General features: G+C 66.5%; 7 protein-coding genes. 6 read left to right on the forward strand and 1 reads right to left on the reverse strand.

What is annotated here, in order from left to right; translation table 11 throughout:
* The first annotated feature begins 158 nt into the window (after positions 1-158).
* Genes ACQPYE_RS05475 through ACQPYE_RS05495 form a run of 5 tightly spaced genes read left to right on the forward strand, consistent with a single transcriptional unit; the run spans position 159 to position 18795 of the window.
* Complete coding sequence (locus ACQPYE_RS05475; RefSeq protein WP_498719636.1) at positions 159-1289, forward strand: serine/threonine-protein kinase; 1131 nt, start codon at positions 159-161, stop codon at positions 1287-1289.
* Positions 1290-1347: 58 nt separating this feature from the next.
* Positions 1348-4341, forward strand: coding sequence for an SNF2-related protein (locus ACQPYE_RS05480; protein WP_498722843.1), 2994 nt, complete (start codon positions 1348-1350; stop codon positions 4339-4341).
* On the forward strand, positions 4338-9797 hold the full coding sequence (locus ACQPYE_RS05485; protein ID WP_498719638.1) for a class I SAM-dependent DNA methyltransferase: 5460 nt from the start codon (positions 4338-4340) through the stop codon (positions 9795-9797). The genes ACQPYE_RS05480 and ACQPYE_RS05485 overlap by 4 nt, the downstream gene beginning before the upstream one ends.
* On the forward strand, positions 9794-16531 hold the full coding sequence (locus ACQPYE_RS05490) for a DEAD/DEAH box helicase (protein WP_498719639.1): 6738 nt from the start codon (positions 9794-9796) through the stop codon (positions 16529-16531). The genes ACQPYE_RS05485 and ACQPYE_RS05490 overlap by 4 nt, the downstream gene beginning before the upstream one ends.
* On the forward strand, positions 16528-18795 hold the full coding sequence (locus ACQPYE_RS05495; protein ID WP_498719641.1) for a UvrD-helicase domain-containing protein: 2268 nt from the start codon (positions 16528-16530) through the stop codon (positions 18793-18795). Before ACQPYE_RS05490 ends, ACQPYE_RS05495 begins: the two co-directional genes overlap by 4 nt.
* Before the next feature lie 361 nt (positions 18796-19156).
* Here ACQPYE_RS05495 and ACQPYE_RS05500 read toward each other — a convergent pair whose 3' ends face one another.
* Positions 19157-19378 (reverse strand): hypothetical protein, encoded by a 222-nt coding sequence (locus ACQPYE_RS05500; RefSeq protein WP_498719642.1) that lies wholly within the window; start codon positions 19376-19378, stop codon positions 19157-19159.
* Positions 19379-19450: 72 nt separating this feature from the next.
* Here ACQPYE_RS05500 and ACQPYE_RS05505 point away from each other — a divergent pair, with 72 nt between their 5' ends.
* Positions 19451-19657, forward strand: a complete 207-nt coding sequence (locus tag ACQPYE_RS05505; protein ID WP_498719644.1) for a hypothetical protein — start codon at positions 19451-19453, stop codon at positions 19655-19657.
* Positions 19658-19675 lie beyond the last annotated feature (18 nt).

Genomic DNA, 19675 nt, shown 5'->3' on the forward strand with positions numbered 1-19675 from the left:
TCCGGCGAGGCGCAGTCCTTGTTGGCCTTCGGGTAATTTCATTGGTAGCCAATTCTTTTCCGGTAGCAACCGGCGCAAGTGCTGCATTGCCGTCCCGGTCGGTAGAGTGCGCCTGAGGTAGGGGTAACGCCAGGACGCAGGGGGGCGATCAGCAGATCATGAGCACCACACCCGCAGAGATCGGCCGTTACACGGTCGAGCGGGAACTCGGCTCCGGTGGCATGGGCGAGGTGTACCTGGCGTTCTCGCCAGCCGGTGACCCTGTGGCGGTCAAGCTGATCAGGGAGGACAGGCTCAACCCGGTCACGCGCAAGCGCTTCGAGCGGGAGGCCGACATCGCCCGCACGATCGTCGGCACGAACCGGGTGGCCCGCTTTTTGGAGGCCGACCCGTTCGCCGACCGCCCGTGGCTGGCCATGGAGTACGTCCCCGGGCGGACGCTGCACGCCCACGTCGAGGCTGAACCACCGCTGTCGCCCGCCTTGACGTCGAGCCTGGGTGCGCTGCTCGCCGAGGGGCTGGCCGCCGTGCACGGTGCCAACCTGCTGCACCGCGACCTCAAACCGCAGAACGTGATCATGGGTGCCCACGGTCCGATGCTGATCGACTTCGGTCTCGGGGCGTTCCTGGACGCCGGTCACGACTCGTTGTCCCACGGCGGCATCGTCATCGGCACGGTGCGCTGCATGTCGCCCGAGCAGGCGGACGGGGACACCTCGCAGGTCACGACGGCCTCGGACGTGTACGGGCTGGGCGTCGTGCTGTTGTTCGCCGCCACTGGCCACTACCCGTACGAGGGTGCCGGCTGGGGAGCGATCCACGCGCAGGTGGTCAACCCCGATCGGGAGCCCGACCTGAACGGTTTACCGCTCGCGCTGCGCCCACTGGTGTCCACGATGCTGGCGCACGACCCAGCGGCACGGCCGACGCTCGACGAGGTCACGGACCAGTGCACGCGGGTGATGGCGGAAGCGTCCCTGTCGCCGGCGATGGCTCGCCACGCGCTGATCGAGCTGACAACCCGCGACGGGGTGGCCGCAGCCCACGTGGCGCCTTCGGCGTCAGTGGCCCGGCGTCTGTACGAGGCCGTGGTCGAGGGCAGTGGGTCCGTCGAGGAGCAGGTGGGCGACGACGTCGAGTCGGTTGTCCCCGAGGCCGAGGTCGTGCCGGAGACCGACAGGTCCGGTGAGGACGTGCCATCGACCCTGGCTCGTCGGACGAGGACGCCGGCTTCGCGCAAGGTGGCCGACAACCTGCGGCAGCGGTACGCCATGCAGTCCGGCCTCTGACCGGCGCGGGCGGGGCGGGTGTTGGGACAACGTGAATGGAGAGCGGTACTTGACCGGCATGACGGAGGCCGAGGACGGCCACCAGGAGACGTCCGACGCGACCCGGTTCCCACCGGGTGTCCAGGTCCGGGTCCGGGACGAGCAGTGGCTGGTCAGGAAGGCCGTCAAGACCCGGTATGACGGGTGGATGCTGGAGGTCACCGGCGTTTCCCCGTTCGTCCGGGGCACCGAGGCGGTCTTCTACACCGAACTCGATCACGTCGAGGCGCTCGACCCGCGCCGGACGCGGCTGGTGGCGGACGACTCGCCGAACCACCGGCGGGCCCGCCTCCACCTGGAGGCGGCGATCCGGAAGACGGCGCTGCCGCAGACCGAGCACGGCCTCGCCCTGTCCGACAGTTTTCTCATGGACCGCCAGACCCACCAGTTGAGGCCGGCCGAACTCGCTCTGTCGATGAAGAACCCGCAGCCCCGCATCCTCATCGCGGACGTCGTCGGTCTGGGCAAGACGCTGGAAATCGGTCTGCTGCTGGCCGAGCTGATCCGCCGGGGACGTGGGGAGCGAATCCTGGTGGTGACGCCCGCGCATGTGCTGGAACAGTTCCAGCGTGAATTGTGGACGCGATTCGCCCTGCCGCTGGTGCGGTTGGACTCGACCGGTATCCAGCGCATTCAGCAGGAAATCCCGGCGGGACGCAATCCGTTCGCCTACTTCAAGCGGGCGATCATCTCGGTCGACACGCTCAAGAGCGCCGTGTACGCCTCGCACCTGGGCAACACCGACTGGGACGCGGTGGTCATTGACGAGTCGCACAACCTGGTCAATCGAGGCACCCGCAACAACGATCTGGCCCGGTTGCTCGCGCGCCGCACGGACGCCCTGATCCTTGCCTCCGCCACTCCGCACAACGGCAACCCGGAATCGTTCGCAGAGCTGGTCGGCCTGCTGGACGAGGCCGCCATCGCCAACCCGTCGGACTACGAGGTGCGCAACCTGGAGCACCTCTACATCCGGCGGACGAAGACCTCACCCGAGGTCCGCGACTCGCTCAAGGGCGTGTGGGCCGACCGTGGCCCGTCCGAGCCGGTGCTCGCCGAGGCGACCGCCCCGGAGCGGAAGGTGTTCGCCGAGTTGGCCGAGCGGTGGATTCCGGCCGACCGGGGGACTCCGTCGGTCAGCGCCGACCCGCTGTTCCCCTACACCTTGTTCAAGGCGTTTCTGTCGTCGCACCAGGCGATGCTCGAAACGGTCGGGACGCGCCTGGCCACCCTCGACAAGCCTTCGAACGGCCGGAACGAACAGGCCAGGCAGGCTGAGCGGTCGGCGTTGCGGGATCTCCAGGCCCTCGGCGTGGCCATGACCGACACCGACTCGGCGAAACGAGCGGCGCTGGTCGAGGTCCTGCGGGAGATCGGCGTAGGCCCCAAGTCCGACACCAGGGTCGTCGTGTTCTCCGAGCGCATCGCGACCCTGACGTGGCTCGCCCAGGTGGTTCCCGAGGCACTGGGGTTCCGCGCGAACGGGCCGCGTGACGACAGGAAGCCGTGGTCGGTGTTCTCCGGTGCCGTGCAGGTGATGCACGGCAAGGCGACGTCCGACGACGAGCAGAAGATGATCGTCGAGAAGTTCGGGCTGCGCGACGACCCGGTGCGCATCCTGTTCACCGGCGATGTCGCGTCCGAGGGCGTCAACCTGCACCAGCAGTGCCATCAGCTCATCCACTACGACCTGCCGTGGTCGCTCATCCGGATCGAGCAGCGCAACGGCCGGATCGACCGCTACGGGCAGGAGTATCCGCCGGAGTTCCGTGCGGTCTTGCTGACCAGCGACGTCGAGTGGCGGGAGGACGAGGACGGGGAGCCGTTGTGGCTGGACGACCGGCTGGTCGGCCTCAAGCTGCTGCAACGGGAGGAGCAGGCACACCGGATCGAGGGGTCGGCCGAGACCGTGACCGGTCTCTACCGGGCCTCCGAGGAGGAGAACCGGCTCACCAAGGACCTGGTGGCGGGCAAGACGACGGAGAAGTCCGTCGAGGAGTCCCGCGCGGAGGGCGCCGGGTTCCTCGCGGACCTGATGGGCAACGTGGGCACCGAGAACGTCCAGGAAGAGGTCCCGATCGCGGACGTGCCGACGCTGTTCGAATCGACCGAGGCGTACTTCGACGAGGCGCTGCGCCAGATCTGCCGGATCAGTCCCGAGGACGAACTGGGATTGCGCCGCGATGACGATGGCACGGTCGCGTTCGAGCCGCCCCCGGACCTCCAGTACCGCCTCAAGGCGCTGCCCAAGTCCTACCTGGACGAGCAGGGCATCCTGCCCAAGGCCAACGTGCCCGGCCGGTTGCGGATCACCTTCGACAAGCCGCTCGCTGAGCGGCGGCTGAAGATCGCCCGGGACTCGTCGAAGACGCTGTGGCCGAGCGTCGGCTACGTCTCCGACATCCACCCGGTCCTCGACTGGGTGACCGATAAGGCGCTCGCCTCGATCCGGCACGACGAGGCGTTCGTCCTGGCTTTCCAGCCGGACCTGGTCCGTGCCCGCCAGTGGGAGGAGCGGCTGGCCGCGGAGTTGACCGGCCCGGTGTTCCTCGTGCAGGGCATCTACTCCAACGCGTTGGGCCGGCCCACCGTGGTCGAGTGGATGGCCGTCCTCGGACTGCCCGGGGAGCCGCGGGTGATGCCCATGAACGGCCGCCTGCTCGACGTGTGCGGTGTGGGCCCGAGGATGCCGGGACGCGCGCACCTCGCGGACCGGGACGGGCTGAATCTGCTCGTGCCGCAGGCGATCGACGAGGCCGAAAAGTACTTGGTGCAGCGCAGGGACGAGTATGACGCGCAGGTGGACCGTGTCCTCGAGCCGTACAGCAAGCGGGTGCGGGATTGGCGCCAGGAGGCGCTGTTCGGGCCGGCCAGGATCGACAAGGAAGGCGTGGATCTCACAGCGGGTCGCAGGCAAGCGCTCATCGGGTCATTGAGGACCGCAGGGGCGCCGATGCTGCGCCTGCTCGCCGTCCTGGAGCCGCTGTCCGTCGCAGAAGGAACCGTCCGATGAGCGCTGAGTTCGACTCGTTGACCAACCGCGGTGAGTACCTGTCCGCGCACTACTTCGCCGACCAGCTCGCCGTGGACCTCCGCAAGGGCATTTTCGGCCTCTGGACGACGCGGGAGAATGACGAGCACTACCAGAGGCCGACGCCGCGGAAACTGGTGCGCGACCTGCGCAGCACCTACCTGTCCGAAACGTGCCGGGAGTACTTCGCCGACCTGGTCGACAAGGACGCGGACGGCGAACGCGACGACGTCCGGTTGCACACGCATGGCAACCCGGAATGGGTGAAGCGGATTGCCTCCTGGCACCAGGACGTGCTGACCGCACTCGGCTACTTCGACCCACGCGCCGAGCCGACCGCCCCCGAGCCCCCGGTCGAGCTGACCGTCCACCGGGCCGGTCGCGATCACGTCGTGCGCACCGCCTGGCACGGCGACGGAATCGTCGCTCTGGACTGCGGCTGGACCGCCGTCAACGACTCCGCGCTCGACGCCGACGGAGCCGGACGCCTGTTGCACCCGCTGAAGGTGAACGCGTCCGAGAGCTACGAGACCGGCGCGGCGCTGACGACCTGGCTGTTCCAGGGCGAACTCGGCGGACCGGGCGGCGAGCCGCCCCGGTTCGTGCTGCTGTTGTGCGGCGGCGTCATCGTGCTCGCCGACCGGAACAGCTGGGGCGAGGGCCGGTTCCTCGCTGCGAACCTCGACGCAGCCCTGGAGCGCAACGACCGCAAGCAGGCCGGCGAACTGGCGACGATCGCCGCCCTGTTCAGCCGCGAGATGTTGCTTCCGGCGGAGGGCGACACGGGGCCGCTGCGGATCGACGAACTGCTCAAGAAGTCCACGGACAACGCGGTCGGCGTGTCCGGTGAGCTGCGCGAAGGCCTGCAACGCTCGGTGGAGGTCATCGCCAACGAGGTGCTGTCCCGACTCGCCCAGGCCGAGCTGGAGCCGTGGGAGATCGAGGACACCGCCATCCCGTTCGCCCGCGAACTCACCCGGGAATCCCTGCGCTACCTCTACCGCGTCCTGTTCCTCCTCTACGCCGAGGCTCGGCCCGAGCTGGGCATCCTGCCCGCCGACGACGGCTCGTACGAGGCGGGCTACTCGGTGGCACGCCTGCGCGAGCTGGTCGCGCGCGACGAACAGCTCGTCGAAGAGGAGGCCAGGCAGGGCTTCCACCTGTTCGAGTCACTGGACGTCCTGTGCTGGCAGATCAACGACGGCCACCGCCTGTACGGCACCGAAGCCGACGACCCCCAGGCCGATGACGATGAGGAGACCGCCAAGGCGAAGGCGGCGCGTCGAAGCGAGGACCGGGGCTTGCGCTTCGAGCCGCTGCGCAGCGAGCTGTTCGAACCGAAGGCGATCAGGCTCATCGGCCGGACCCTGCCGCACCCCCGCGTGAACGACCGCCTGTTGGACCTGCGGTTGCGCAACGAGGCCCTGCACGAGGTGCTGCGGCTGCTGACGATGAAGAAGGGCGCGCGCAACGGCGAGCGGGGCGGGTTCATCTCCTACCGCAACCTGGGCATCAACCAGCTCGGCGCGGTGTACGAGGGGCTGATGTCGTACACCGGCATCATCGCCGAGGAGGAGCTGTGCGAGGTCGCCAAGGGCGGTGACCCGGAGAAGGGGTCGTGGCTGATCCCGGCACGGCGGCAGACGGACTACCCGGAGAAGACGCTCGTCATGTACGACGAGCACGACATGCGCAAGGGCCTGCGCGGCCCGAAGCGCTACCAGCCGGGCACGTTCGTCTACCGGCTCGCCGGTCGGGACCGCGAGACGTCCGCGTCGTACTACACGCCCGAGTCACTGACGAAGGTCACCGTCGAGCTGACCCTCAAGCACCGGCTCGACCAGGAGAAGGACGCCGACGGCAACACGATCCGAACTCGTGCCGCCGAGCTGCTGAAGTACCGGATCTGCGAACCCGCGCTCGGGTCCGGGGCCTTCCTCAACGAGGCGATCAACCAGGTCGCCGAGGAGTACCTGCGGCGCAGGCAGGAAGAACTCGGCAAGTCGGTGCCGACCGCCGACGCGTTGACCGAGAAGCAGAAGATCAAGGCGTACATCGCGTTGCACAACGCCTATGGCGTCGACCTGAACGCGACCGGCGTCGAGTTGGCCGAGGTGTCGCTGTGGCTCAACACCATGCACCCCGGGATGCGTGCGCCCTGGTTCGGCCTGCACCTGCGACGCGGCAACTCGCTCGTTGGCGCACGGCGCGCGGTGTTCTCGGGCAAGGATGTGACGTCCGCCGAGAAGGCGTGGCTGAAGACCAAGGGCGCGCTCGCGCCGACACCTCTGCCGTTCCTGAAGGACGGGGCTGAGCAGCCGCTGCCCGTCAATGCTGTGCACCAATTCCTTCTACCTAGCCCTGGGTGGGCCGTCGTTGCCGGGGCGAAGGAAGTAAGGTCGTTCGCTGAGGAGGACGCGGATCGGCTCGCCAAGTGGAAGAGCGATGTCCTGCAACGGCCTAAGCATACACCAGCCGACCTGAACCCGGACGTAAAGCGCAAGTCGACTAAGTCATCGCAGTTCGCGAGGCTGCGGGATGCGGCGCGGCGGGTCGAATTTCTGTGGACGCTGGTCGTAAAGCGGATGCAGATTTCTGAGGACGCTATCGCGAGAAATATTGACGTCTGGGGTGTCGATCCGGGTAGCCCCGAGTTCAATTTCCTGCACAGACCCGCGCATGTGGTGGAAAAAAAGCAGGTGCTCGACGACCTTTTCAATGCACCAGATACGCCATACTGGCGGCTCAAGATTGTAATGGACGCTTGGTGTGCCCTGTGGTTCTGGCCGGTGAACAAGGTTGGCCTGCTGGATGGCACTGATCCTGTATACACCGCGACCGCGAACATTGACTTCGATTCGTTGCTAAACGAGACGGTTCCTATGGCGCCGCCTGCTCGTGAGTCCGAACTGATATCTGATCCTGTCTCTCGGCCTGCCGAACCGATAATCCAACACCAAGGAGTGTTTTTCAGGGTTGACGGTGAGCAGTTGATGTTTGATGACGGTGACGAGTTGGCAGAAGAGCAGGTGATCATCCGTGCAGAGGAGCAGAAGCCGAAGGTAAAGCCTAAGTCGGAGCGCAAGGTCATCCCCTTGGCGAATCTGGACGACTGGCTGGAGTTCGTCGAGGCCATGCTCGGCACCAAGGATGTGGACGGAACGGTCCTCAGCGGGTTGGATACCCTCGTCAAGTTGAAGGACTACGAGTCCCTGCTGTCGTCATATATGGTGATGGATAAAGGTGACCCCGAACAGCGCTTCCCATGGCTGCATGAAGTGCGGAACATTGCATCGAAACAGGGTTTTCTGCATTGGGAGTTGGAGTTCGCCTTGGTCTTCGCTCAAGGTGGTGGCTTCGACCTCCAAGTGGGGAATCCGCCCTGGGTTCGCCCGGACTGGAAAGAAGACGCTGTACTTGCAGAATACGAGCCATGGTTTGGGTTGACGGAAAAGCCTGGAGCCGCTGAGAAAGCTTTGCGCCGAGCGGCGGAACTTGAGAATCCCGAAGTGTTCGCCTATGTTCGCACTGAGCTTAACTCGACCATTTCTATGGCGAAGTACATTGCAAACCCGCAGGTCTATCCGCTCATTTCCGGTGGACGTCCGGATTTCTACAGAGCTTTCATGTGTCAAGTATGGTCCCACGCTGCGGTTGGTGGATGTATCGGACTTGTTCACCCTGATACACATTTCGCTGGCGATAAAGAAGCGCGCTTGAGGGAAGAATCATACCAACGCTTGCGTCTGCATGCAGACTTCGTGAATGCCGGGAACCGGTTCTTTCCTCCGCCGGTTGGTCGTTCTAGCCACTTTGGAATTCACATCTATAGTGATGTGCAGGAGATTTGCTTTACGCATCTTTCGTGGTTGTTCTCGGTGGATTGTTTGCGATTTTCGGAGGCGGCGGACGCTGGTGGTGAACCGCCGGGTGTGAGGTTTAATGGAAGATGGGATGACAGGCCGCACCCCCTGCGGGTGGTTCAGGTCGATGTGAATACGCTTGCCCGTTGGCGACGCATGATTGGTGACGATGGTGTGCCGCTGGTGACGACGCCATTGCTCACGCCGGTTAGTAGAGCTGAAGATCCAGCTATTGAGGCGCTCGGGGTTTATCCAATACGTGCGCGCATGTATCTGCCGCAAATTGCGCAGGGTTTGAACGAGACCACTTCGAAGAAGTCGAAGTTTGGCAGTGATGGCGCTAGCCCATTGATTGACTTCAGCACGGGAGTTGATAACCGGAAAGATTACGAAGCCGGAGCCTGGCGGAAGGTAATCCTTGTAGGGCCGCAGATTGGTGTTGCAAACCCCATGTTCAAGCAGCCAAGTCAAGGCAAAGGAGAGGTTCTTGGTCTGGATCATAGGAGCCTTGCCGTCGACGCAGTACCCGAGTCACAGTATCGACAACTAGTGGATGACGCTACTTACCTTGGCCAGCAAGACGAGTGGGTGGACCGACAACTGCTCGATAAATTTCGCGGTTCAGAGGAAGTAATTGCTGATGCGCGAGCTAGGCTCGCTGCAGCGTCAACCCTAGAGCCTGACGGGGTAGATGGCGAGGCTATCGACCGCTACTTGACTAGTCGTGCGACCAAGTCCTACACGCAGTTCTATCGCGTGGCGTGGCGAGAAATGATCGCCCCTGATACGGAACGTAGTCTTTACGTCGCTTTGATCCCGCCTGGCCCGGCACATGTCCACGCTATTCGGTCTGCTGTGCTTTATTCCAAGCTGGACGTTGCCCTGTTGGCGGGCTTCTGGGCGTCCTTGCCGCTGGACTACCTTTTGCGCACGACCGGCGTTGGGCATCTGGATGTGACACAGGCTCAACGACTTCCTGCGCCTCAATCTAATCACCCACTTGCCGGTGTGCTGCTACTGCGTGCACTTCGGTTGAACTGCCTCACCTCCGAATATGCCAACCTGTGGAACGAGTTGTACCCGGTGATGGATCAGGAGGGGTGGGCGTACGACTGGCGTGGACTTACACCTCTCACTCCAGTTTCCGCCACTTGGGGGTACGACACGCCGTTGCGCACGGAGCGTGCCCGGCGTTCGGCATTGGTGGAAATTGATGCACTCGTCGCAGTTTGGCTGGGGATTTCAGCCGACACACTGGTCACCATGTACCGAGCCCGTTTCCCGATCATGCAGGACTTCGACCGTGTCACCTGGTTCGATGCCAATGAGCGGAAGATTGCCGGGGACCGCTACACCTACGGCCACGGGCAGACGAAAGAGCACTGGAAGCAGTTCCAGGAATATCTGGAGCGAGGTGAGAAGTCGCCGGTGCCTGAGGGGTACACGGCCCCGTTCTACAAGGCCGACAGGGAAACTGAGATGCGAGAGGCGCACGCCGTGTTCCAAGCTCGGTTGGACGCTGCCGTCGCTCGCGGTGAGTGGGACCCGGTGAAGCAGGAGGTACCGCAGTCGTGAGACCGACGCTGGAAGCGCGCGGGCTGAAAGAGAGCCTGTTGCAGTACCTCTCGACCACCTACGCCCTCACGGACGAGGGCGCTCGTGAGTCGTTGCACCGGTTTCTCGGTGATGAGACCGCGGGCATGTTCCGCGGCCCCTTCCTGCGCATCCGCACGCCGTTCACGACCGCTGCCCCCGGCTGGGAGAACCTGCTCGACTGGTTCCCGGACGACTGGACCCCGTACTCCCACCAGGCTGCCGCCTTCGCTCGCCTGACCAGCGCCAACGGTCACAAACCGCAGCCGACGATCGTGACGACCGGCACGGGCTCGGGTAAGACCGAGGCGTTCCTGTACCCGGTGCTCGACCACTGCGCTCGGGAACACGCCGCCGGCAACCACGGTGTGAAAGCGGTCCTGCTGTACCCGATGAACGCCCTCGCCACGGACCAGGCGGAGCGCATCAACACGCTGCTCGCGGACACCTCGGCGCTCAAGGATCTCCGCGCTGGCCTCTACATCGGCGACCAGGCGGCGAAGCCGTTCTCGCACGTCTACACCCGCCGCTCCGAGATGTGGTTGTCGCCGCCGGACATCCTGATCACCAACTACAAGATGCTCGACCTGCTGCTGCAACGTTCTTCGGACGACGCGCTGTGGCAGGGCTCGGACATCCGCTACGTCGTGGTGGACGAGTTCCACACCTACGACGGCGCGCAGGGCACCGACGTCGCGATGCTGCTGCGCCGCCTGTCCGCCGCAGTGGGGACACCCGAACCGGACCGACCGCTGGGGCGCATGTGTCCGGTCGCGACGTCGGCGACCCTCGCATCAGGCACCGGCCCGGAGGAGCAGGACAAGCTCCTCGAAGTGGCGGCGCTGGTGTTCGGCACGGAGTTCACCGAGGACGCCGTGATCGGCGAGCGCCGTCAGTCGGTCGACGATTTCATCCCGGTGGAGACCTTCGACCCGGAATTGCCGTTGCCCAAGCCGGAGGAGCTGGCCGTCCTGCCGGACCCGACGCAGGACGATAAAGCGTTGGAGGACCTGCTCGAAGCCGTCACCGGCAAGCGCGACCTCGACCCGTTCGAACTCGGCAAGACCCTCAAGCGGCACGTGCTGACCTCGGCCGTCATGAAGGCCCTCGCCGACAGCGGGGTGTACTCGAACGACGACATCCTCAACGTGATGTGGCGGCACGGCGCGCAGCCGTGGGCCCGTGACATCACCCAGCGCCCCGAAGTGGCGGCGTTGGCGCTGTCCCGATTCGTCGCGCTGCTGTCGATCGCACGGAATCCGGACTCGACGCCTGAGGAACCGCGTCCCCTGGTACACGTCGAGGTCCACCAGTGGGCGCGGGCGGTGTCCCGATTGGTGCGCGGCGTGCTGCCGTGGCCGCAGGCCGAGTTCCGGTGGGACGCGGCTGGCGCGGTCGACGTGTACGGCGAGGGCCATGCCCGCACCGCGCCGGCGACGGCCCTGACGTCCGGGCAGCCGGCGAACGTGTTCCTGCCCGCGATCTACTGCCGCGACTGCGGCCGTTCCGGGTGGGCGGTGTTCTCCCCGGAGAGCGACGACCTGGCGCTCGAGTTCGACACGGTCAAGACTCGCCGCGCGTCCACCAGCCAGGACAAGGTGCGGGTGCGCAACCTGATCGCGGCGACGGACCTGGAGGCGGCGGACGTCGTCGCGATCAAGCCGATGGCGGTGTCGGCACGCACGCGCACGAACCGCTCACCGCTCGACCAAGGTTCCGGTGGCACGCTCATGGTGCTGGACGGGCCGGGCTCGCAACTACGACTGCCGAACCAGGCCACCGACTATGACGAGGACGGACGGCCGAGCCTGAAGGCGGACTCGGCGTTCGTGCTGGTCATCACCGGTCCGACGGCGAACACGGCGGCCGGGCAGGACTGGTGCCCGGCCTGCGGTGAGCACAACGTGATCCGCTACCTCGGCACCGGGTCGGCGGCGCTCGCGGCGGCGTCGATCACCCAGCTGTTCACCGGCGGCGAGCTGGACGAGGCGCTGGGGGAGGACAAGCTGCTGATGTTCAACGACTCGGTGCAGGACGCCGCGCACCGGGCCGGGTTCGTCGCCAGTCGCTCCTACACCTTCTCGTTGCGCGCGCTGCTGAAGAAGCACCTCTCCGAGGAACAATCCACCGCGCTCAACGACCTCATCGCCGACGTGATCGACGAGACCACGGACCCGAAGACGTTGAGAGCGGTCGTGCCGACGGACCTGCACGACATGAGGGGCGTCACCCGGCTGCTCACCGGCAAGGGGCGCGGCGGCGACCTGGCGACGTGGGAGCTGATCGGCGAACGACTGGCGTTCGAGGCGTTGATGGAGTTCGGCTTCCGTTCCCGCAACGGCCGGACGTTGGAGCTGACGCGCACCGCGGCGGCCCAGGTGTCCATCCCGGACCCGGCGGCCGCGGTCGCCCTGGTCAAGGAGATCCACCTTGAACTTGGTCACGCCACCATGGCCCCGGAGCCGCAGAGTGACGCGCGCTACCTCGCGTTCCTGCGGATCTTCCTGGAGCGTCTGCGCTCCCGCGGCGCGGTCAAGCACACGTGGCTGAAGGGCTACCTCCAGGAGAGCGGCACCAGCCGCTACCAGGTCTGGGGTGGCCGCCCACCGGGCATGCGCGCGTTTCCGAAGGGGATCGCCGCCCCGCGGTTCCTGCTCGCCCAAGCCAAGGCGGGCAGCGAGTTCGACGTGGCGACAGGTCGGCTGTCCTGGTACGAGCGGTGGGCGCAGCGCTGCCTGGCGCTGCCTCGTGAGCAGGCCCCGGAGCTGTGGAACCGGCTGCTGCCGGCGTTGGCCTCTGCGGGCATCCTGTCCGTCGGCACGCCGAACGACAGCTCGGTGCGCATCTACGGCCTGCAACCGGGCAACATCGAGATACGGTTGCTCTCCGACGACGAGGTGAACGTCGCGTTCGTGCGCTGCACGGTGTGCTTCTGGGAGCAGACCGTGCACCCGTCGCTGCTCGACCAGTGGCACGCCCAGCCGTGCCCGTCCTACCGGTGTCGGACCGGCCGGCTCGTCGCCGGTGACCGACCGGAGGAGCTGGGCATCCACCTGCGTGACCGCGACTACCGCAACGATTACTACCGCCACCTGTACCGGCGGGCGGGCACGTACCAGGTCATCACCGCCGAGCACACCGGAATGCTGAAGCGGGCTGATCGGGAGCGGGTCGAGGCGGCGTTCAAGCGCGGCGACGGGTTCAAGGACCCCAACGTGCTGTCGTGCACGCCCACGCTGGAGATGGGTATCGACATCGGTGACCTGTCCGCTGTGGTGCTGGCCGCGCTGCCCCGCCGTCCCGCGAACTACGCGCAGCAGGTCGGCCGGGCCGGACGCCGCACCGGCAACGCGTTCCTGCTGACCGTGCCCGGTCGCAGCCGCCGCGACCTGTACTTCCTGGAGCAGCCCAAGGAGATGATCGCGGGGCAGGTGGTGCCGCCCGGCTGCCACCTGTCGGCGATCGAAATCCTGCGTCGCCAGTACCTCGCGCACCTGCTGGACCTTGCCGCGCGGCAACGCCTGATGCGGACCGAGGACTCGCCGCTGCGGGCGGTGCCGGGGAAGGCACCGGACCTGTTCGGCCCTTCGGGCTACCTGAACGACCTGGTCGAACTCGCCGTCCCCCAGGGGGACGACCTGGTCGACGGCTTCCTCGCGTTGTTCCCGACCGGGGTGACCTCCGAGGTCAAGGCCGAACTGCGGCAGTTCGCGACACGTGATCTGCGTGGCGCCGTCGAGCACGCGGAACGCGAGTGGCACCGCCGTCTCGACGTCCTGCGCACGCGTGCGCGGCTGATCGGCGAGGCGATGGCCGAGCTGCACGAGACTGATCCGGAGCAGGAGGCGCGCAAGCGGGAGCTGGAGGCGGACCTGCGGAGCACCGGCAAGCAGCTCGGCGCCCTCGGTCAGACCACCGCGCAGAACGCCCTGTGCGACCTGGGGCTGCTGCCCAACTACGCGCTCCTCGACGCGGTGACCACGCTCAACGCGACGCTGTACTGGTCGGAGGACGCCCCCGACGGGGGGACTCGGTACGGGGCCAAGATGTACCCCTACGAACGTCCCCAGCGCTACGCGTTGTCCGAACTCGCGCCGGGCAACACCTTTTACGTCAACGGGTACCGGCACCAGATCACCGGTATGGAGATCGGGACCAGCGCGGACCGGCAGTGGAAGGAGTGGCGGTTCTGCCCGGACTGCGGCTACGTGCGCACCGAGAACGCCCGCGAGGACCGCACACCGTGCTCGCGGTGCGGCAGCGTGCGCATCGCGGACGACGGCTCCTGCCTGCACAACGTGGTGAAGCCGACCGTCGTCACGTCCCGGGACAAGCGGGAGGACGCCCGGATCAGCGACGACAAGGACGACCGCGAACAGCGGTTCTATACGGTCGTAGACGCGGTTGACATCGAGGTGGGGGACATCGAGCCCGACACGTCGTGGCGACACACGAGCCAGACGTTCGGAATCGACTACTGCCGCAAGACGATGATCCGGCGGGTCAACGTCGGCCCGGCTCGATTCGACAAGCACGCCGAGGACCAGCTGGCGGGCAAGTCGGTCCGGCTCAGCCCGTTCCACGTGTGCACCGGGTGTGGCGCGGCCACCGCCGACGGCAAACCGGTGTTCGACCACGACACCGACGCGCTGGCCTCGTCAGTGGCCCGCGACCCGAAGCTCAAGCACCACCTGCCCTGGTGCCCGTTGCGGCGCGGCAAGCGGCCCGCCGACGTGCCCCAGGAACCGGTGCTGCTCGCCCACGAGTTGCGCACCGAGGCGCTGCGGGTGCTGCTGCCGGCGTCCACGGTGCTCGTCGACCAGAAGGTGCACTCGTTCCGCGCGGCGCTGCGGCTCGGCGTGGACCGGCAGTTCGGCGGCGATCCGCAGCACCTGGACAGCACGGTCGCGTCCATGCCCGATCTTGACACCGGTGGCCGACGCCACTTCCTCGTCCTGTTCGACCGACTGCCCGGCGGCACCGGCTACCTGCACAAGCTCACCGATGCCGAGGCGTTCAAGGAAACCCTCATCCACGCGCGGCGCATTCTGATGAACTGCCCTTGTATCAACGAGGGGCGTCGGGCATGTCATCGGTGCCTGCACCGGCACGCCGACTCTTCCTATCACGAGGTCGTGTCCAGGCAGGAGGCGTTGGACATCCTCCGCGACCTGCTCGGGCCCTGTGACAACGAAGGCGAGACGGTCGTCGACGAGTGGGACGTCGCCGCGCTGCCGAACACCCAGGAAATCGGTCTCGACCGTCAACTGGAGTCGGACCTGGAGGCCAGGTTCCTCGCCGCTTTGAGGCAGTGGGTCGCGCGTGAGGACCACGTTGCGCTGGACGAGGACGGCAGGTCCAGCGGCTACCTGCGGTTCGCTGATCCACATGGGGTGGTCAGCTGGCGGCTGACGGCGCAGCGGGTCATGGCGCACACCCGCACCGACTTCACGTTCGAGCGCGTAGACGGCCCGCGGCAGACCGTTACCGCCTACCTAGACGGCCACCGGTTCCACGCGACGAAGGAGCACAACCGCATCGCGGGAGACTGCGACAAGCGCAACGAGCTGAGGGCGGACGGCCAGGTCGTCTTCCAGATCACCTGGGACGACGTCGACCTCTTCGAGCAGCGTCCCACCCGCGCCGAACCGGTGTGGCCGCCCTACCAGGGGCGGGCGCAGGACATGGCCAAGGACGTCTACGAGCAGCTCGGGGGACAGCGGGCGCACCTGGCGGATGCCGTCTTCGGGAACCCGATCGCCTCGCTGCTGGCCTACCTGCGGCAACCCGACCCGGAGAGCTGGGGTCAGCGGGCCAAGGCTCTGGTCGCGGGCCTGGCCATCGCGTCCACCCCGGTTGCGGGGCAGGTCGACCGCGCCAAGGTGCCGGCGGCGCTGCGGGCAGCGCTGGGCGACAGCCGCGCGCGTGCCGTGTCCGGTGGCGGCCCGGTGAACGTGCTGCGGAGCAAGGACCTGCACGGCCTGCCGATCGTCTACGCACTTGACGCGTCACGGGGCACTGCGGCCGGGGAAATCCGGTGGACCGCACTCACCGTTCTCGACGACGAGGACGACTCCCTCGGGACCTCCGAGCACAAGCTGCGGTGGCGGGCGTGGCTGTACTGGTCCAACCTGGTGCAGTTCCTCGCCTACGCCGGTGGCGATGGCGTGCAGCTGGCGGACAGCCGGGCCAGGTCCTACCCCCTGGAGACGCTCGCGGTCTGCGGCGGCATCGGCGAACTGGAATCGCTGGCCACAGCACGTTTCGGCGTCGAATCGACAGGACGACCCGGACGACCCGGACGCGAGTCGTCCGTTGTCGACGAGTGGTCGCCCGCAGAGCACGGCGTGGCGGAGCTGCTGCAGGACGCCGCCTGGCACGACGACATCCTGGACCTGCTGGAAGAAGACGAGCCGAACTCGGATCTCACCAAGCTCGCCCGCGTGCTCGCCGCCCGGGGCAAACGCGCACCGGTGTTCGGACACGAGCTGGGCGAGCGACGGTGGCAGATCGACTTCGGCTGGCCGCACCTCGGGCCGGGAGTGGGTGTCCTGGGCGAACGGCGTGACGACGAGGAAGCGCGGAAGCGTGACGAGGCCTACGCCTCCGCCGGATGGACCGTTCGCACGGCGGCGGAATGGCTCGACCACCTCGAGTCGCTGCTCGCCCTGCTACCCGACGCGACCCCCGACCTGGAAGGCTCCGCACACCGATGACCGCGCGCATCAGCCTGCACCCCAAGGCCGAGCAGGAGCTGTACAAACTCGACCGGTCGGTGAAAGGCGTCTTCTTCGACTTCTGCCACTTCTTCCGGGACAACCCGCACCACGCGAAGTTCGATCTGAAGCCCCTCAAGGGCAACGGCCGTGTGTTCCGGGCCAGGATCGACCCGTCGTACCGGGCGCTGCTGGTGAAGGCCGGTGTCGACAAGGCGGGCGTGGAGAGCTGGGTCGTGATCGCGGTCCGCCACCGCAAGCACGTCTACGAGGAACTGTCGGTCGCGGTGAACCGGATCACCGGCGAGATCGAGTTCGTGGACCTCTCGATCGTCGGAGACAGTGTCCTGCACCGGGCGGGCATCACCCTGACACCGGCCGAGCCGGACCTCGCTGCTGCGGAGAGCACCGAAAAAGAAGCCGCCGAGGTGTCCCCACGTCCAGCGGCGTCGCCGCTACTCGTGGGGGTCACCGCAGCGGACCTGCATTCCCTCGGCGTCAGCGAATCGCTCGTAGAACTGGCCCTCCTCGTCACCAGCAGCGAGGAACTGGACCAGTTGGTCGCCGGGGCGCCGCTGCTGTCCAAAGACATCCTCATCGGCCTGGCCGCGGGCCTGACCCTGGACGAAGTACGTCGCGAGATCACCGCCGAGGTCGAGGTCGAACTGGCCGACGACTACGCGGACGACTTCGGCGCGGCCCTGGCGCGGACCACCGTCACCACCATCGACGAAGACCTGAAGTACGCCATCGAGGAAGGCGACTTCCGGGCCTGGAAGGTCTTCCTGCACCCCAGCCAGGCGAAACTGGTCGGCCGGCGCTACAACGGTCCGGCCAGGGTGTCCGGTGGACCCGGCACGGGCAAGACGATTGTCGCCCTGCACCGCGTGAAGTACTTGGCCGAGCAGTTGCCACCCGGGTCGAACCGACCCATTCTGCTGACCACCTTCACCAAGAACCTCGCCACGGACCTCCGGGCACGCCTCGCGTCACTGCTCGAACCCGGCTTGTCGGCACGCGTCGAGATCGCCCACATCGACCAACTCGCCGCGAGGGTCCTCAGCGAGAACAGCGGTTCCGGTGCGGTCAAGCAACGGGTGCACGAAGCGGCAGCGATAACCGTGCTGCGTGAGGTGCTCGCAGAGACGGGCAACGAACACTGGGGCGCCGAATTCCTGTTCGAAGAGTGGGACCAGGTCGTCCTCGGACAGTCGTTGATTACCCGCAAGGAGTACTTCGAAGCCCGTCGTGCCGGCCGCGGTCGTTCACTGACTCGTCCTGAACGCAACCAGGTCTGGAAGCTGCTGGAGCAGTTCACCGCACGCCTGGACAAGGACGGCATCGAAACCTGGGGCCAGGCAGCCGAACGCGCTGCCCGCTTCGAACGGGAACGGGCTGCCAGGATCGAGGCGGCCGACGGAACCGGGCAGCAGGACGACAACTCGGGCGTACGCCACCTCCGTCACCGCTACCGGCACATCGTCGTGGACGAGGCGCAGGACCTCCGCGCCGCGCACTGGAGGATGTTGCGAGCGATGGCCCCGCCTGCATCGGACGACCTCTTCATCGCCGGAGACACCCACCAGCGCATCTATGACCACCAGGTCACGCTCGGCACGGTCGGGGTCAACATCCGCGGCCGGTCGTCCAAGCTGACGCTGAGTTACCGGACCACCGGGGAGATCCTCGCCCACGCGGTCGGGATCATCACCTCGGGGCAGGTCGCCTACGACGACCTCGACGACGGAACGGACAACCTCGCCGGATACCGGTCAGTGCTGCGCGGCCCGGTTCCCGAGTTGGTTGCCTGCACCTCGTGGCAGGACGAACTCACCCGCCTGGGAGAGACGCTCGAACAGTGGCGTGAAGAGGTCGAGGTGGGCAATGACGACACCCGGCGTGACTCTCGGGGCAGCCTGGCCGTGTGCGTGGCGGATCGCGAGATGGTCGGCCGGGTCATCCACCACTTGACGAACACGGGCATCACCTGTGCCGAACTGACAAAAGAGGGCCAACAAGGCGATGGAGGGGTGCACGTTGGAACGATGCACCGATTCAAAGGGCTTGAATACCAGCGCCTCGCGATCGTCGGCGTGCGGGACGGCATCATTCCGCGCAACCAGCACATCGACGACCCGCGTCGTCGCGAACGGGAGGAGCGCAAGGCGAGGTCACTACTGTTCGTCGCGGTAACCCGGGCCAGAGACACGCTGCGCATCAGCTGGTACGGAAAGCCCAGTCCTTACCTGCCGATTAGTCGGTGAGACGCTCTCAAAAGCACTTAATCCAAGCTGTCGAAGTATAGTTGTGAAACACCGTAGAGGTTGAGTTGCTTCGGCGGGCAATTGGGGGCCGTTGACCGTGATGACGAGCATTCGGTGAGGAACTGGACCTGTCCTCGTAGGAGGTGGCTGGTGTAGCCCGTGGCACTGGGCGCTTCATCCTGCGGCGGTCTCGTGTTTCTTGAAGACGTGGATTGCAGTTGGCGTGCATTGGCGGGTGTTGGGCGCGGTTCGTTGATGTGGCGGGGTCCGTGCGTCTCGGTTATGACTGCGGCGCGGATTGCTTGGCTGACCGGACCTGATAGGTGTGCTGAACCGCGCGCCTCGATCTGCGGGGCGGTGGTCAGGTCGTGGGTGTGTCGTTGGCGGGAGGCCGGTGCAGGGCTTCGACCTCGGTGCTTAGGTGGCGCGCCGCCGGGTCGTCGTAGGCCGCGAGCAGGGCTGCTGCCTCATCCAGATAGGTTGCTGCGGTCTGTGAGTCGTCGTTGGTGAGCAGGGCCGTCGCCAGGTTGTGCAGCGCGACGGCCAGTGCCCATCTTTCGTCGAATCGCCGGAACGTGTCCACCGCGTACCGGTGGAACTCGGTGGCGTTCTCGTACCGGCCCAGTGCCTAGCCGGGGTGCGGTGGTCGCGGGCGATGGTTCAGTGCGTCCCGGATGAACTGGTGGGCTCGTGCGGCGTCGCCGAGGAGTCGGTGGGCGTGGCTCAGGCCGCGCAGCGCACTCTCACCGCCGGCGATGGACAGGCGGTGGTCCCGTCCAGTGCCGCGGTCAGCAGCGGGACGGCTTCGGTCGGTGAGCACTGGCACGACTTCGGCGACGACTGGTGGCGCGAGCAGGTCTGACACAGGCGCCATCTGCGT

Origin of the sequence: Actinosynnema sp. CA-299493, assembly GCF_050946825.1 — a bacterium.
In the GTDB taxonomy this organism is placed as follows: Bacteria; Actinomycetota; Actinomycetes; order Mycobacteriales; family Pseudonocardiaceae; genus Actinosynnema.